Here is a 14,933-nt window from a genome sequence, read left to right as displayed (position 1 = left end):
GGAGCGTCCCTCGCCCGATCCCATGGGGCCATTAACGGGCGGGGCCGGCCACGGACGCAAGACGCCGGCCGGAACGTCCCGTCCGGCGGGCGCGGGAGGGCGCGCACGCCGGAGGCCGGCCATCGGAGATCTCCGGGCAGAGCCCGCCTTCCGGCGGGGGAGGAGGCCAACCGCGCCCGCAATGACCTGGCCGACTCCTATGATGCTGGGTCGCCGAACAACTCGAGAGAGGGAGTGCATGGCCACCAAGGTCGTCATGGTCGATGACATCGACGGGTACGACGGGGAGGACGTCGCCAAGCGGGACTTCGAGGTAGCCGGCACCCGGTTCACCATCGACCTGGGGGACGCCAACTACCAAAAGCTCCTGGAGACGCTGGAGACGCTCGCCCCCTACCTGGAGAAGGCGACCACCGTGAAGCGTGCGGGCCGCTCCCGCGCCCGCAAGAGCGCCGACGCCGCTCCCCGGATCCGGGGCTACTCCAACACCGAGGTCCGCGAGTGGGCCAGGGCCCAGGGCCTGGAGGTCGGAGACCAGGGCAAGATCTCCGACGAGGTCTACGAGAAGTTCATCGCCGCCCACCCGGACGCCAAGCCCGAGGAGTGAGCCTCCGCGCCCGTCCCGAGACGGGGCGTTCGCCGATCCCGGGATGAACGCATCGGACGCGCGGCCGTCCCGGCCGCGCGTCCCCGGCCCCGGCCCGCCGCACGTCGATCCGCGGCGGACCGGGGCCGAGGCGCGTCAGGGGGACGGGGCGGCCCGTCGCCGTGCCGCCCCCCGCGGGCCTCACCGGGGCAGCATGCGCTTGACGACCTTGCCGGTGGAGGTGCGGGGCAGCTCGTCGACGAACAACCGCCCGGCGGAGTCCACATGGCCCAGATCGCCCACGGCCATCAGCCCCCCGGCGGCCGGCTCGCCCTCGTCCCCGGTGTGACCGGCGGACCGCAACGGGCTGTCGATGTGGATCCGACCGGTGACGCCCGGCGGCACCTCCCGGCCGGACTCGTCCAGGATCTTCACGGTGGTGCCGAGGGTGGGACGGCCCACGCAGCCGGGGGCGGCGCGCAGATCCTCCGGGGTGGCGATGCTGATGCCGGAGGCCTCGGTGGAGCCGTAGAAGTCATGCAGCACCGGGCCGAAGCGGCCCATGACCCGTTCGGCGAGCGCGGGGGACAGGGCGGCGCCGCCGGTGGCGATGACCCGCGACCGCAGCTCGGGGCGGCGCTCGCGGCGGGCGTCGGCGGCCAGCAGCCGCGACAGCATCACCGGCACCGCCACCAGCACCCCGGCCTGGTGCCGCTCCAGCAGGTCCAGCGCGGCGTCGGCGTCGAACCGGCGGCGCAGCAGCAGGGTGGAGCCGGTGCCCAAGGTGACCAGCATGGCGGTCAGGCCCCAGCCGTGGAACATCGGCGGAGCGATGAGGACGCGCTCCCCGGGACGGAAGGGGATGCGGTGCACCACCCCGACCGGCAGCAGCGCCGCGGCGAGCCCGGAGGAGCGGGGCGCGCCCTTGGGGGCGCCGGAGGTGCCGCTGGTGAGGATGACCAGGGAGCCGTGCCGGCCGGGGGCGGGCGGCGGGGCCGGGTCGCCGTCGGCGATGAGCCGTTCCAGGTCGCCGCCTCCGGGCTCGTCGGTCCAGGCGGTGAAACGCCCCTGCGGGGCGGGGGCGCCAGCCGCCACCGCGGCGAACTCCTCGTCGTGGACGAGGGCGGTGACGCCCTCGCGTTCCACGGTCTGCGCCAGCTGCGGGCCGCCGAAGTCGGTGTTGAGGAGCAGCACCCCGGCGCCGATCTTGGCGGCGGCGGTCATGGCGTCCAGCAGCCCGCGGTGGTTGCGGCACATGATGCCGACCCGGTCGCCGGCACCGAGCCCGCGCGCCCGCCATGCGTTGGCCAGCGCGTTGGAGCGGCGTTCCAGGTCGGCGAAGCCGAGCGGGCCGTGCTCGTCCACCAGCGCGGTGCGGGAGCCGAAGCGCAGCGCGTTCATGACCGAGGCCGCGCCCAGCGGCCCGTAGGCGCGCAGCGCGCGCACCGACGGCGCCACCGCCCGCGGCGGCAGCCCGATCAGCCCGGCCCGCCGCGCGGCGGACAGTCCTTCGACGACCTGGCGGATGCGGGACATGGATGCGCGTCCTTTCGGGGGCTCCGGGGGCTCAGCGGCCGGCGGCGCGGGCGCGGACGAAGGCCGTGCGGGCCTGCGGGAAGTAACGCACCGCCTCCGGCAGCAGCGTCCAGTGGCGGCCCGCGCGCCGCACCCTGGCGGCGAATCGCCGGTAGCGGCGCTCGTCGTCGGCGCTCCAGGGCAGCTCGAGCAGCTCACGGGCCCGCGGCGGCAGCCCGCCGATGGTCAGGAAGGAGGCGGCCCGATTCAGCGGAGGGCTGACGGCCCGCCACAGCCGCTCGGGGACGCGGCGCGGGGCGGGCAGGCCCTTGGTGGCGTAGCCGACGCCGTAGCGGGCGGTCTTGTGGGGGACGAGGACCTCTTCGAGCATGTGCTTCCAGTACGCCTGGAAGCCCTCCCAGTCCTCGGGCATGACCCGGTCGCTGACCCCGTACATGCGGTACCAGGTCTTGGACTCCTCGTAGATCCGCCGCTTCTCCCCCTCGCCGAGGGGGCGGATGAACGTCTCGACCCCGTAGATCATGTGGTCGACGAACGTGGCGTGCGCCCAGTAATAGGTCTCCGGGTCCAGGGCGTGGTAGCGGGTCCCGTCGGGCAGCTCGCCCTTGACGTGGTGGTGGTAGTCGCGGACCCGCCGCCCGATGGCGGGGGCGTCCTCGCCGCCGTAGACGGTGTTGAGGATGGGGCCGGCCGAGCGCTTGAGCCGGGCGAAGGTCTCGGAGAAGAACACCGAGTGCTCCAGCACGCCCTGGCCGAGGGCGGGCAGCATGTTCTGCAGCACGGCGGCCCGGGGCCCGACCAGCAGCAGCCGGGTGTCCCCGAAGAAACGCCAGGTCAGGGAGTCCGGGCCGAGCGGGGGCACATCGGTCGAGGGCACCTTGCGGGCCTTTCCGGTGCTGCGGTGGGCGGGGAGGCGTCCACCGCGGTGTAAGTAGACATTTACTCAAAAATGTCTCACCGTTCTCGGCCCTGTCAACGTGGCCTCCCCCATGTGGGCGGGGCGCCGCCGGGCCGGCCTCCGCGGCGCACTGCACGATCGACTCCCGTCGACCCCGCCCCCCGGTGGTCCGGGAATGGACGACGGGGACGCGCGCGGGTCGGGCCTCTGCGCCGCGCCGCTCCGCTCGCGGGGGCGAGACGCCGGTCTGCGGGCATGCCGCGGTCGCCGCAGTGGCCGCGCCGGACGGAGGAGGCGGGCTCGTGGTGGCCGCACGAAAGGACGTCCCGGGACGTCTGCCGGGCTTTCTGCAGGACTGCTGCGGCGGAGGGGCCATTGCCCGCTCCTCCCGGCGGATCTCCCTTGGTCACCGATCGTCGAGGGGAAGGGGTCGAAGCGCCGAAGAATGCCCGGCGCTTCGGCGTCGTCCCACGCTGTGACGACCCGAAGACATGTGCGGGTCCCGCCGAGGCATGACGGCGGCCTGCGCTGAGAGGGTCTCAGCGGGGGCTGTATGGCGGCGAGGAGCGGGAGTGCGTCCGGAGGGATGTCAATGCCGCCTTGTATGCTGCCGCCCCATCTTGTTCCGGTAGTCGGGCGGCTCTGTGAGGGATCCCTGGGCAATGACTTTCCGTGATTCCGGTGATCGGCTCCCGGGGTGAGAAGGACTGTCCAGGCGCCGTGGAGGTGTTCATCCTTCGGGTGTCATCGATGCCGGGTCGACTTGAGAGTTCCGGTGTGTTCATGCGCGAGCAAGCACAGATCTGGCAAGGAGGCAACTGAATGCATTGGGCCGTTGAGCAGTTAACCGCCGTGTTGGCACCGCCTGCCAGTGGTGGTGACCAAATTGATTGGGGTCGGATCGAAGAGGAGTATGGAGTGGCGTTCCCGGTTGACTACAGAAGTTTTGTGGAAACTTATGGTGGTGGTGTTATGGACGACTGCATCGGTATTATCACCCCTCCAGTTGAAGGTTCGATTTATGGAGCCATTTTGAATGGCGCTCCTTTTGGGCCGGATTTGCGGCATCCGGAGGGTTATCCTTATTGCCCGGATCCTGGTGGCATACTTCGTTGGGGCTACAGTTCAGAAGGTGATGATGCTTATTGGCGCTGTGTGAGTGAGGATCCAGATGAGTGGACTATTTTGATTTGGCGGCGCCATGTTCCTTCTCTTGAAGAAACGTGGTGGTCATTCGAGGGTGGGATGGTGGAGTTTCTTCTCGCCATCATCAGGGATGGTCACCCCAGTCCGTTCAGCATCTCAAGTATTCCCTCTCCGAGGTCAGTGTTCACGAGCTGGCGGGATGAGTCCTGGCCCAGTCCGTGGGAATGACCGGTCATCCGGAGGCACCGTGGCTCTCCTGAGGGCGCGGCGGCTGTAGCGGTCGTCTCGCGCGAATCGTTCGGCGGAGAGGGGACAACGGCCGTTCACCGGTCTCCCTCGATCCCCACCAGTCGACCGAGGGCTCGAGTCGGCACGTCACCGACGCTCGCCGCCGTCTCCTTCGGGGGACGCCCGCCGATACGCCTCCTCACACGCGGGCGGAGCAGCCGGACCGGTGCCGTTCGCCCTCCTGAAGCCCGACCCGGAACCGCCCTCCCGACCCCGATATGCGATCGGTTACGGTCACCGGAACCAGGCGCATCCCCCAGGGCGCCCCAGAATGCCCAGGTCCTGCCGCGACCGCCCGCGACCGGCTGTGAGGAGAGCGATGAGCACGTCCCTGTTCGACCTGTCCGGACACACCGCTCTGATCACCGGAGGCAACTCCGGCATCGGGCTGGGAATGGCCCACGGCCTGGCCCGGTGCGGCGCCGACGTCTGCATCTGGGGCACCAACCCCGAACGCAACGAGGCCGCGGTCCGGGAGCTGTCCGAGCACGGCACCCGGGTGGCGGCGATCCGCTGCGACGTCGGCGACGAGGACGCCGTCACCGCGGCCTTCGCCGAGACGCTGGAACGCTTCGGCCGGGTCGACTCCTGCTTCGCCAACGCCGGGGTGAGCGGCGCGGGCACCCCGTTCATCGAGACGAGCCTGGAGGAGTTCCGCAGGGTCCTGCGGATCAACCTGGACGGCGCCTTCCTCACCCTGCGCGCCGCCGCGGCCCACATGGTCGAGCGCGGCGGCGGGGGCGTGCTGGTGGGCACCTCCAGCGTCTCCGCCCTCCACGGCGCCCCGGCCAACCAGGCCTATGCCGCCGGCAAGGCCGGCCTGGCCGCGATGATCAGAGGGTGCGCGGTGGAGCTGGCCCGCTACGGCATCAACGCGCACGCGATCATCGCGGGCTGGACCGAGACCCCCATGACCGAGCCGGTCCTGCACAACCCCAAGTTCGAGCGCAACGTCATGAAGCGGATGCCGCAGCGCCGCTGGGGCCGTCCCGACGACTTCGCCCGCCTCGCCGTCTACCTCGCCGGCGGCGTGGGCGGCTTCCACACCGGCGACACCATCGTGGTGGACGGCGCCTACTCCATCTTCTGACCGGCGTCGTCCGGCCGGCTCCGCGGCACGACGCCCCCGGCTCCGCCCGCAGCACGGGAAGAGCGCTGCGGGCGGCGAGCCCGGGCGCGGTCGGCGCGAACGGGTGAAGCCGCGCGGCGGCCTCCTCCCCGATGAGCTGCTCGCAGCGGACCGGGATGCCGGCGTCCTCGGTGATCGCGGCGGCGGCCGCGTCCGCCGGGCCGCTCCCGCCCGACCGGCGCATGCCGCCGATGTCGGTGAACGTCCTGAGTGGTACGACAGTGCCCATGCACGCGCCTCATTCCCCTGACGGTTCCGATCAGCTCGATGAGCTGCTGCGCCGGCTGAGAACGCACGCGCTCCGGGACGCCGAACCGGACGCCCGGGGGCTCATCGGCTGGCTGCGACGACAGATCGACGCGGACATCGCCGTGGTGGACGGACACGCGAGGACGCAGGCGGCCACCCCGGGATTCCCGCCCGACACGGTCACCGCCCTCCGGCCCGTGCTGGCGCAGCTGACGTCCGGCCGGCTGCGCGCGGCCACCAGGCAGGTGGGCGCGTGGCAGGTGCGGTGCGAGGCGCTGGGCAGGCACGTGCCGCGCCCGGTGCTGATGGTGGCCGCCCCCTCCCCGCTCACCCGGGAGGCGGGCGAACTCGTCTCGCACACCGGCACTGTGCTGGAGGTGCTCCACCGGCTGAAACGGGTGGACGACCTCACCGACCGCTACCGGCGGATGGCCGAACGGTACCGCCTGGCGGTCTTCATGACGTTGATGGCGGGCGACCTGGCCACGGCCCGGCGGGCGACGGTCGGCTCCGTCCCTCCGCTGCTGGAGGCCGAGCACCTGTGCGTCCATCTGCTGCGCTGCGAACCTCGGGACCGCTCCCTGCTGGCCGAGGCCCACCAGGACGGGTCGGGCTATCACGGGCGGGGGCTGATGGTGCTGTGCCCCGTCTACGACGAGCACCTCATCTGTCTCGTCCCGGCGGACGAGGCGCAGGCCGCGGAGCCTTGCGGCCTGGCCGGGCTGCTGCGGTCCCTGGTGCGCGACAACCCGCACTATGCGCTGGGCATCAGCGCCCCGCACCCCCCGGAGGCCACCGCGGAGGCCTATGAGCAGGCCTACCACGCCCTGGCCATCGCGCAGCAGAAGCGCGACCGGATCGCCGCCTACCAGGGGGACGCGCCGCTGGCCGGGCTGCTGCCCCGGCGGCCGGCCCTGCGGTGGGCCCGCACCCTCCTCCGGCCGCTGTCCCCGATGCCCCGCCTCACCTTCGAGGTGACCCGTCTCGCCCTGTCCTTCCCCCGTTCCGGGGTGGCGCGGCTGCTGGGCATCAGCCGCAACACCGTCACCGCCCATCTGCGCCGGGTGGAGGAGGCCCTCGGCGTGGACCTGCGGAGGGTGCGCCACCGCGCCGACATCGCCCTGGCCATGGCGATCAGCAGCCTCCCGGACTCCGCCGAGGACGCCCCGGCCGGCGACCCGCCGGCGCCCACCCTGGAGGGGCTGCTGTCCACCGACGCGGCCGTCACCTGGGCCCGCGCCTTCCTGCGGTCTCTTCAGGATGAGGAGCACCGTCCCGTCCTGGCGACCCTGCGGGCCTGGGTGGAGGCCGACGCCGACGCCCAGCGGACGGCCCGCGCCCTCGGCATCAGCCGCACCACGGTCCGGTCCCGCCTGCGCACCGCCGAACGGCTCCTCAACCGCGATCTGCTCACCGCAGGCTTCGGCACCCACGACGTGGTGCACGCCCTCCGCGTCGCCGACTGTGCACCGTGACCAGTGACGGGCCCGCGATTGAGCAGCGTGCGCATTGCCGGCTCCGCGCGCCTCCCCTTAGCGTCGAGTGCCGTCGATGACGGACCGAAGCTTGGCGCGTGCGCAACGGTTCCGACCCGGCCCTGTCGAAGGCTTGTTGCGGGGGAGCCTTCGGCAGGGCCGTCGTGCATGACGCCGTTTCGGCGCCGGCCGCGCCGGAAGCGGGCCCGCGCTCAGGCGGCGGGGCGCGTACGCGACGGCCGGAGAACTCCTCTCGACCGCCGTCGGGGAACGCTCAGGCGGCGGGCCGGGACGCCCGGTCGAGGCGGGCGTCCAGAGCGCACACTCCGTGCGGGCCGCCGACGAACAGGACGCCGTCACCGGTCAGGACCAGGGCGTTCACCGGGAAGCCGAGACGGACGACCAGCTCCCGGTCGGCGGAGGAGTGCCACAGCCACAGGAAACCGTCCGCCCACCCGGCCGCGATCAGCGCCCCGTCCGCCCGGGACGCACCGGCGACGGCCGTGACCGGGCAGTCGCGCTGCAACAGCGCATCGCCGTCGACCCCCTCCTCGCCCGGGCTCCACAGCCGGACCGCCCCGTCGGCGCCTCCGCTGACCGCCAGATGCCCGCCCGACCGCGTCCTGAGGCAGGTCACCGCGGTGACGGGACCGACGTGGAGGGGCCAGGAGACCGGCCCGGGGTCGTCGTCGCCCGGACGCCAAAGATGCACGGCCCCCGAGCGGTCGCCGGCCATGATGTGCCCGCGCCCGCTCTCGTCGGCGGCCAGCGCCGACAGCGGTGCGGTCCGGTGCCCGGCCACCGTCGCGCGGACCCGCTCGGCGAGCGGTTCGGCGCCGGACGGTTCCCGGACTCCCCGGACGTTCACCAGCCCGCCGCCCCCGTCCAGGCACAACACCGAGCCGTCGGTGAAGGCGAGCACCGCCCGGGCGTCCGGGATGCGCTGCGGTGACCGTCCCACCGGCCTCCCGTCGACGGGGGACAGCAGCCGCAGCGTCCCGGCGCCCGCCGCCAGCAGGCGGCCGCCGTCGCCGGCGGGGGCGAACGCCAGCGCCTCCACCGGCCCCGCCCACCTTCCGGCGCCGGAGTCCCCGGGGCGGGCGTCGGCCCACCGGGTCGTCCAGGGGGCCGCGGCGGCGTGCCCGGCGAGTCGACCGGCCGTGCCGGTCCCGCCGGTGCATCGCGCCGCCAGATGCAGCATCGCCGCCCGTTCGGCGGGCTCCCGGGTCTCCAGCAGGGCCGGCCCGGCGAACTCCCAGGCGCGGACGAGCTCCGCGGGGGCGCGGTCTCCCAGCTCCTCCAGCGTCGCCGTGACGGCGACGGGATCGGCGTGGACCACACAGCCGAGATCCTCCAGCAGCCGTTCGGCGACGCCGGTGGCGACGGCGTGCCGGAGGATCTGCGCGGCCGCGTACGGGTCGGCGTTCGCCCAGTCCACGGCGCCCCCGGCGGCCGGCAGCGTGGTGAACAGCGCGTGCCCGAGCAGCACGGCGACCTGAGCGGCCGTGGCGGCGTCCCGCATGCCGCGGATCCGTTCCCGCAGGATGCGGCAGTCCAGCGTGTACCGGTCGCCGACCCGGGCGACCAGCGGCCGGGCGAGGGACAGCGCCTCCTGACCGCGGGCGGCGTCCCCGGCGAGCGCCGCGGTCCACGCCCACCACACCTGCGGGCTGATCGGCGCGTACGCGCCCGCCAGGGCCTCCAGCGCGGGCCACGCCTGCTGCGGAACGGAGCGCAGCCAGCGCAGCGGCACGTCCTCGCCGGGGCTGGCGCGCAGCGCCAGCTCGGCCAGGCCCGCGTTGGGGTACAGCGTCGCGGCGGCCTCCACCACGGCCGGGTCGTGCACCCCCTGCCGGGCGGCGACCCGCCTCAGCCAGGCGGTGAAGCCCTGCCGGTCGGTCAAGGAGGGCTCGTCCAGATCGAACGTCTCGGCCGGGTGCCGCCTCAGCGGCGCCACCGCCTGGGGCCGGCCCTCGACCAGCACCCGGACGTGCGGCAGCTCCAGCAGCGGCGACAGCAGCCGCCCGATGATCTCGCCGGCGTCCGCGCCGTCCATCCGCACGCCGCACTCGTCCAGCTCGCCGACGATCAGCGTGATCGGGCGGGTGTCGGCGGCGACCCGTTCCACCAGGCTGTCCGGGCCGCCTCCGGGCAGCGCGAGCTGTTCGGCGACGGCCCAGGTCGCCGCGTGCAGGGTCATGCCGCGCGCACTGAAGATCGCATGCGCCCGGCCGGCGCGCAGCGAGGTCAGCGCCACCCGGGCGACCAGCGAGCTCTTGCCCGTCGCCGGGGCCCCGGTCACCAGGCACAGCCGGGGGCGTGAGGGGTCCGACAGCCATGCGGTGACGGCGGCGGCGGCCGCTTCCCGGCCGGCGCCGACGGCGGGGGAGGTCTCAGGGGGGTCGGGAGGGATCGTCATGTCTCAGCCCTGCCCGGCGGCCTCGCGCATGAGCTGCAGGAAGCCCTCCTCGCGCTCGCGCATCGTGGCCCCGTAGGGGTGGCCGTAGGAGATCTCGGCGTTGGGGAACATGGTCAGCCACATCGCGCAGTAGTTGCCGGGCAGGAAGCACGGCTCCAGCTCGGTGTAGATCCGGCTGATCTGCTCCGGCCGCACGCCCCGCGCCTCCAGCTTCGCCCACAGCACCTGCTCGGGGTGGGGGAGGCCCACCTGCGCCCGTTCGGTCTCGATGTATCTGCGGCCGCCCGGCTCGACCACCTCGAACGCCGCCGAGAACGGGAAGCTCAGCGCGTGCCGGATCTGCTCCAGCACCCGGGGCCACCAGGCCTCGTCGTCCTCGTGCGCCGCCGCGTCGATCTCCAGCAGCCGGCCGCGCATCTCCCGGAACACCTCGGCGGGACCGCGCCGTCCCGGGGAGGCCAGCGCCGGCAGGTACTCGTCCAGCGTCAGCAGGCTCGCCGCGAACGCCTCCACGCCGCTGTTGACGTGCATCGAGGGAGCGTCCGCCTGAACGAACACCGCCTGGACCGCGCCGGCGCCGTCCACGCAGATCTCCGCCCCCTCGTCGGTGCCCAGCCGCAGCCATCCGGCGGCCTGCTCACCGGGCTCGGTCTCGGCCGCGTCGAACCCGATCGAGGAGGCGTACGCCCCCAGCGCGGCGGGTTCGCCGGGCTCGGCGGCGGTGAAGTACGGCCCGACCCGCACGGGCATGCCGAGCTCGATGACCCGCGCCACGGCGGCGTCCGGGACCCGCACCCCGGCCGTCTCCTCGGCCGTGAACCTGCGCATCCCCTGCTCGCCGAAATGCGCCTGTATCCGTTGAGCGAGCGCTGTCGTCATGGTCGCCTCATCGTCGATGTTCTCGCCGTCACCGTGCATTCGGCCCCGAACCGGGCCGCCGGTCGCCGGCACCGCCGACTCTATTACGCCCTTGTGCGCCCATCCGGTCCGGACCGTCGTCCTGCGGCGAATCGTCGGCACGGGCGGATCGGGATCGGGCGCCGGCGGGGGCCTGCTCCGGCGGGCGGCGGACTCCGATCGGATCCCCGGCGTTCGGGCCGGCATGGGTTTCCGCCGGTCCGCCACCGTGCCGTGGCCGGTCATCGTCGGGGGAAATCCGGTCCCGGGCGATGGACGTCGCATCCGCTTTCCGGCGGGCCTTTCGGTGACGCTCCACGCGATCGCGGTGTTCTTTTTCCGTCGTCCGGGCCGCATTCCGGGGAGAGTTCGCCGATCAGAGCATGTCCATGTCCATCAGGACGCCCTCCCAGATGCTCTCCTCGCCTTGCAGAGCGGCGGGATCCGCATGCAGGAACACGTGGCGGATGCGTTCGCTGAGCAGTTCTTCGCGTGCCGCCCGGGCGGCCTCGGGGGGAGGGATGAAACGAGCGGGGTCGAAGTCCGGACGGTGAGCGAGATGGAGGACAAGGAGGAAATAGGCCAGGCGGTCGACACTGGAATTCAGCAGTGCGGCCTCGCCTTCGTCCTGCATCTCGGAGACCACGTGGACGGTGCCGTTGCGCGGCTCCAGCCCGACCACTCCGAGCACCGCGGAGTTCCAGTCGCCCAGCAGCAGGAAGTCGCCGCACTGGACGGGGAGCTCCCACCCCCCGTACTCGCCTTCGCCGAAGTACCTGTGCTCGGCCATGGGGGGCAGCCCGGCCGCGAATGCCTCGTCCACCTCGACCAGGGGTTCCACCCTGGAGTTGGGGAAGCCCACCGAGGTGAGGAACTCGCGGGTCGGCCCGTGGACGAGCGAGTCCGGCAGCCGCTCGGCGGGGACGGTCAGCAGATTCTCCGCCCCGTACGCCTCGGCGAGCCGCTCACGGGTCAGTCGGATGGTCATCCCGCCCCCTCATCGGCATCAAATGCTCCCCTTCTTCAGGAGGTCGATCGCTTTGGCCTTGATCGCCGCGTTGGCCTTTGCCTTGTTCTCCGCGGTGTCGTACAGCTCATCATAGGTGACTTTGAAATTGGAGTCATGCTTCTGGAAATATTCATACAGCCAGGCGCCGCATTGCTGAGAGCGGACGTTGCAGGGGGATCTTTCGGTGTAGACCTCGGTGACCCTGACGACGTTGCCCTCTTTCATCTGGTCCAGCAGGAAGGAGCCGCCCTGCTGCTCGGAGTGGTAAACGTACTGCTTGTAGCCGCCGGTGTCCTCGTTCTCCTGGCCGCTGCGGGCGACGAGGATGCCCTCGTTCCCGTCCTTGTCGATGTACCGGTACGCGGCGTAGTTGCCGCCGGTGTCCTTGTTCTCGATCCGGGCCTGGTTGACGGCGTCCCGCAGGTCCTGCTGCTCCTTGCCGGCCTTCTGGTATGTGGCGATGGGGCGCGTCTCGCCCTTCTTCTTGGGGGGAAGCCGGTATTTCTTGGCGCGCTCGTGGGTGGGCGGGACGGGACGAAGGAAGTGTGCGCGCTTTCCTTTCGGAACCGGCAGCTCGAACAGCTCTGACGCCGCCTTGCCGAAGATCCCTGCGCCTTTAGAGGCGAGCTTTCCGCCGACGCCCTTTTTGCCGTTAGCCAAGGAGCGCTCCTATGGCCTGGTCGATGAGGAAGTCGATGATCATGCCGGTGATCATCTTGAAGACGGGGATCTCCAGCAGGGACGCGCCGAAGGTGGCCGGGGCGGTGGCGATGGCCTGGGCGATCTGGATGGCCAGGATCACCAGCTGGACGATCACGCCGATCTTGAGCGCCAGCACGACGCCCGCGCAGAACAGGAAGCAGCCGCCGACGGCCAGCGCACCGATGCTCGCCTTGCGCAGCACGGGGAGCGGGGCGTCCTCGGCCGACCAGGCGGACTGGAACGCCGCGATGTCGGCGCCGGTGTTGACGGACGGGACCTTCCGGGCGGCCTCCTCGGCGGCGGCGGCGATCTCGTTCAGGGTGCCGCTGAAGCCCATCCACTGGGAGCCGAGCTGGAACAGCTTGCCCTCGTCGGCCTCCGGCCAGGTGTACCCCAGCATGCTCAGCAGGGAGACCAGCTCACCGGGGAGTTGCAGTCCCACTGTGCGTCATCCGTTCTGATAGACCTTGGAAACGGTTTCGGTGCTCTTCTCTTCGGCCTTCTGGTGGTTGTCGGCCGCCTGCCGCAGGCCCTCGGCCATGGATCCCAGCTCCCTGGAGACGCCGGTCAGGCTCTCGTCGGCCTGCGCCTCGACGGCCTGGTAGCTCGTCCCGATGAGCACCCCGATGTCGTCGGAGCCCCAGGGCTCGCCCATCCCCCGGACGGTGGCCAGCATCGCCTTCCACTGTTCCGCCAGCCGTTCCGCCGCGCGTTCCAGCTCGCCGGCCGCGGTGCGCATGCTCTGCGCCTGAATCCGGTAGTCGCTCATCGCCGCAGCCCGTCCAGCCTGGTCAGCAGCTCGTTGAACGCCTGGCCGATCTGCGTCATCTGCCGCACGCTCTGGTCCTGCAGCTCCTGCATGCTCGCGGCCAGCGCGTTCAGGTCCACGGGCGCGGCGTCCGTCGCCCGGCTCGCCTTGGTGCGGAAGTCCTGCAGGGCCGCGTTCACCGCCGTCACGATGTGCTCGCCGATCTCCTCGGCGGGCAGGCGCAGCACCCGCGGGTTCAGCTCGACGCTCTCCAGCAGGCCGCTGCCGTTCACGGTCGCCGTCACCCGGCCGTCCGCGGCCTCTCCGACGCCCTTGACCTCCTCCTCGTCAGGCGGAGCCGATCCTCGGGAGCGCATCGCGTCCAGCGCCGCTCTGGCCTCCGACAGCATGCGGTCGAACTCGGAGCTTGTGAACTCCGCCAATGGCACCACCCTCTTCGCTGGCCCGACGCTGAACGGCCGCCCATCCGGTCGGCGAGCCGAATCATAAGGGCAGATGGGGAAATATTATCGCTTGGCGATCTTTGGTATTATTGGCAACTTTTATTGTTTTGTGGTGCGTACTGTCCGGTACGCTGCTGCGCGCTGAGCCCGTCGCTCCGCCATATATGCAGGTCAGCAGCGTTTTCTGCGTGCCGGTCGACCGCATGCGCCTTGCCCGCCGTCCTCTCGGCCGGACGGGTGTCGCGGTCGTCACGTCGATCCGGGCCGCTCGGCCCGCCGCATCGCGCAGCGGCCGGCGCCGGCTCCGGTCCGCTCCGGCGCTCGGGAGCCGCCGCGCCCCATCGCCCCGGGCGCTGTCGCGCGTCGCTCCTCGGCGGAGTCGCGGTGCCGCCCGGGGCGCCCGTCCGGGTGAGCAGGACCGCACCGGTCGCCGACGGTGAGCCGCTCGACGGGGATGCGCTCCTCACGGCCGTCCCGCAGCACCGCCACGTCCTTGGCGCCCAGCTCCAGCAGCGCCCGCAGGGCGGCTCCGGCGCGGCGACGGCCGGCGAGCGATGCGGCGGGCGGCTCCCGGCGGATGCGGGCCGGGTGGCCGCGCACGGCGATGGTGCGAGGGCGGAGAGGGCCGTGCGCCGCGTTCAGGACCAGGCTCCGGTGGCGACCTCCTCCAGGCAGGAATCCCAGATGTTCTCCGGGTGCTCGAAGGCGACGGGATCGGCCTTCATGAGCTTCTTGCGCATGAAGTCCGCCACATCGACCAGAAGACGGCCCCAGTACTCCTCCGGTGCGTTCTCCGGATAATTGTCCGCGCTGTACACGGGCTGGTAGCGGGCGAAGATGTAAAGGAAATAGGCCAGGTGCGCGATGCTGGAGTTCAGCACCACGGGGGCGGTCACGTCCAGTTCGGAGACCAGGTGCACCGTGCCGGACGTCCCGTCGATGCCGACCGCGCCCACCACCGCCGCCTCCTGCTCCCCCAGCAGCAGGTGGTCCCGGCATTCGGGCGGACACTCCACGTCGTCGAAGAAGTCGGCCTCCGGAAAAGGCCGCATTCCGGTGGTGAGGTGCTCGTCCACCCACAGGAATCCGTGGGCCTCTTCGTCGGGGAACCCCGCCTCGGTGAGGAACCGGCGGGTGGGCTCGTGCGTGAGCGACGCGGGGAGCCGATCGGGCGGGACGGTGAGCAGATGTCCGGCGCCGAACACCTCGATCAATTGCCTGCGTTCGACGATGTCGGGCATGGGGTCGGTCATGGGGTCCCTTTCGATGCATCGCCGGCCCGTCGGCGGGCCTTTCCGGACTGTCCTGCGGGCGACGCGCAGGGGGGCGCGCTCGTGACGGTTCCGCCGCCTCCGCCGCCGCACCGGCGGCCTCCATGCTCTCCATC

General features: G+C 72.0%; 15 protein-coding genes. 4 read left to right on the top strand and 11 right to left on the bottom strand.

Annotated features, from left to right (window positions below):
• The first annotated feature begins 238 nt into the window (after nt 1-238).
• Nucleotides 239-607: a histone-like nucleoid-structuring protein Lsr2 gene (locus EIO00_RS11590; protein ID WP_140178041.1), complete on the top strand. Its 369-nt coding sequence runs from the start codon at nt 239-241 to the stop codon at nt 605-607.
• A 180-nt stretch (nt 608-787) separates the two neighbouring features.
• On the opposite strand, the gene EIO00_RS11585 is transcribed toward EIO00_RS11590, so the two are convergent.
• Nucleotides 788-2,122 (bottom strand): AMP-binding protein, encoded by a 1,335-nt coding sequence (locus tag EIO00_RS11585; RefSeq protein ID WP_140178039.1) that lies wholly within the window; start codon nt 2,120-2,122, stop codon nt 788-790.
• Between the two features lie 31 nt (nt 2,123-2,153).
• Complete coding sequence (locus EIO00_RS11580; RefSeq protein ID WP_140178038.1) at nt 2,154-2,999, bottom strand: oxygenase MpaB family protein; 846 nt, start codon at nt 2,997-2,999, stop codon at nt 2,154-2,156.
• A gap of 843 nt (nt 3,000-3,842) precedes the next feature.
• Here EIO00_RS11580 and EIO00_RS11570 point away from each other — a divergent pair.
• The 3 genes from EIO00_RS11570 to EIO00_RS11560 all read left to right on the top strand — a co-directional run bounded on the left by EIO00_RS11570 (nt 3,843) and on the right by EIO00_RS11560 (nt 7,307).
• On the top strand, nt 3,843-4,394 hold the full coding sequence (locus tag EIO00_RS11570) for an SMI1/KNR4 family protein (RefSeq protein WP_140178033.1): 552 nt from the start codon (nt 3,843-3,845) through the stop codon (nt 4,392-4,394).
• 379 nt (nt 4,395-4,773) lie between these two features.
• On the top strand, nt 4,774-5,544 hold the full coding sequence (locus tag EIO00_RS11565; protein WP_140178032.1) for an SDR family NAD(P)-dependent oxidoreductase: 771 nt from the start codon (nt 4,774-4,776) through the stop codon (nt 5,542-5,544).
• Nucleotides 5,545-5,810: 266 nt separating this feature from the next.
• A complete protein-coding gene (locus tag EIO00_RS11560; protein WP_140178030.1) occupies nt 5,811-7,307 on the top strand; it encodes a helix-turn-helix domain-containing protein in 1,497 nt (498 codons plus the stop codon).
• Between the two features lie 274 nt (nt 7,308-7,581).
• Here EIO00_RS11560 and EIO00_RS24180 read toward each other — a convergent pair whose 3' ends face one another.
• From EIO00_RS24180 to EIO00_RS11515, 9 genes are all read right to left on the bottom strand, one after another.
• Complete coding sequence (locus tag EIO00_RS24180; RefSeq protein WP_161602703.1) at nt 7,582-9,726, bottom strand: WD40 repeat domain-containing protein; 2,145 nt, start codon at nt 9,724-9,726, stop codon at nt 7,582-7,584.
• A gap of 3 nt (nt 9,727-9,729) precedes the next feature.
• On the bottom strand, nt 9,730-10,605 hold the full coding sequence (locus EIO00_RS11550; RefSeq protein WP_161602702.1) for an SUKH-4 family immunity protein: 876 nt from the start codon (nt 10,603-10,605) through the stop codon (nt 9,730-9,732).
• A gap of 394 nt (nt 10,606-10,999) precedes the next feature.
• The gene (locus EIO00_RS11545) at nt 11,000-11,611 is read right to left on the bottom strand and encodes an SUKH-4 family immunity protein (RefSeq protein ID WP_140178026.1); all 612 of its coding nucleotides are present in this window, start codon (nt 11,609-11,611) and stop codon (nt 11,000-11,002) included.
• Between the two features lie 18 nt (nt 11,612-11,629).
• Nucleotides 11,630-12,292: a nucleic acid/nucleotide deaminase domain-containing protein gene (locus tag EIO00_RS11540; RefSeq protein ID WP_140178025.1), complete on the bottom strand. Its 663-nt coding sequence runs from the start codon at nt 12,290-12,292 to the stop codon at nt 11,630-11,632.
• Entirely contained in the window at nt 12,285-12,776 is a 492-nt protein-coding gene (locus EIO00_RS11535; RefSeq protein WP_140178023.1) for a WXG100-like domain-containing protein, read from the bottom strand. Before EIO00_RS11535 ends, EIO00_RS11540 begins: the two co-directional genes overlap by 8 nt.
• 6 nt (nt 12,777-12,782) lie before the next feature.
• On the bottom strand, nt 12,783-13,103 hold the full coding sequence (locus EIO00_RS11530; RefSeq protein ID WP_140178021.1) for a WXG100 family type VII secretion target: 321 nt from the start codon (nt 13,101-13,103) through the stop codon (nt 12,783-12,785).
• Complete coding sequence (locus tag EIO00_RS11525; RefSeq protein WP_140178019.1) at nt 13,100-13,525, bottom strand: YbaB/EbfC family nucleoid-associated protein; 426 nt, start codon at nt 13,523-13,525, stop codon at nt 13,100-13,102. The genes EIO00_RS11530 and EIO00_RS11525 overlap by 4 nt, the downstream gene beginning before the upstream one ends.
• Nucleotides 13,526-13,795: 270 nt before the next feature.
• A complete protein-coding gene (locus tag EIO00_RS11520) occupies nt 13,796-14,146 on the bottom strand; it encodes a hypothetical protein (protein WP_140178018.1) in 351 nt (116 codons plus the stop codon).
• A gap of 38 nt (nt 14,147-14,184) precedes the next feature.
• Nucleotides 14,185-14,799 carry an SUKH-4 family immunity protein gene (locus EIO00_RS11515; RefSeq protein WP_161602701.1) on the bottom strand — a complete coding sequence of 205 codons (615 nt, stop codon included), beginning with the start codon at nt 14,797-14,799 and terminating at the stop codon, nt 14,185-14,187.
• Nucleotides 14,800-14,933 lie beyond the last annotated feature (134 nt).

It is taken from the genome of Thermomonospora catenispora (assembly GCF_006363815.1).
Taxonomy (GTDB): Bacteria; Actinomycetota; Actinomycetes; order Streptosporangiales; family Streptosporangiaceae; genus Thermomonospora; species Thermomonospora catenispora.
Note: the sequence above shows the minus strand (reverse complement) of the source record. Positions and strands in the feature narration are given on the sequence as shown.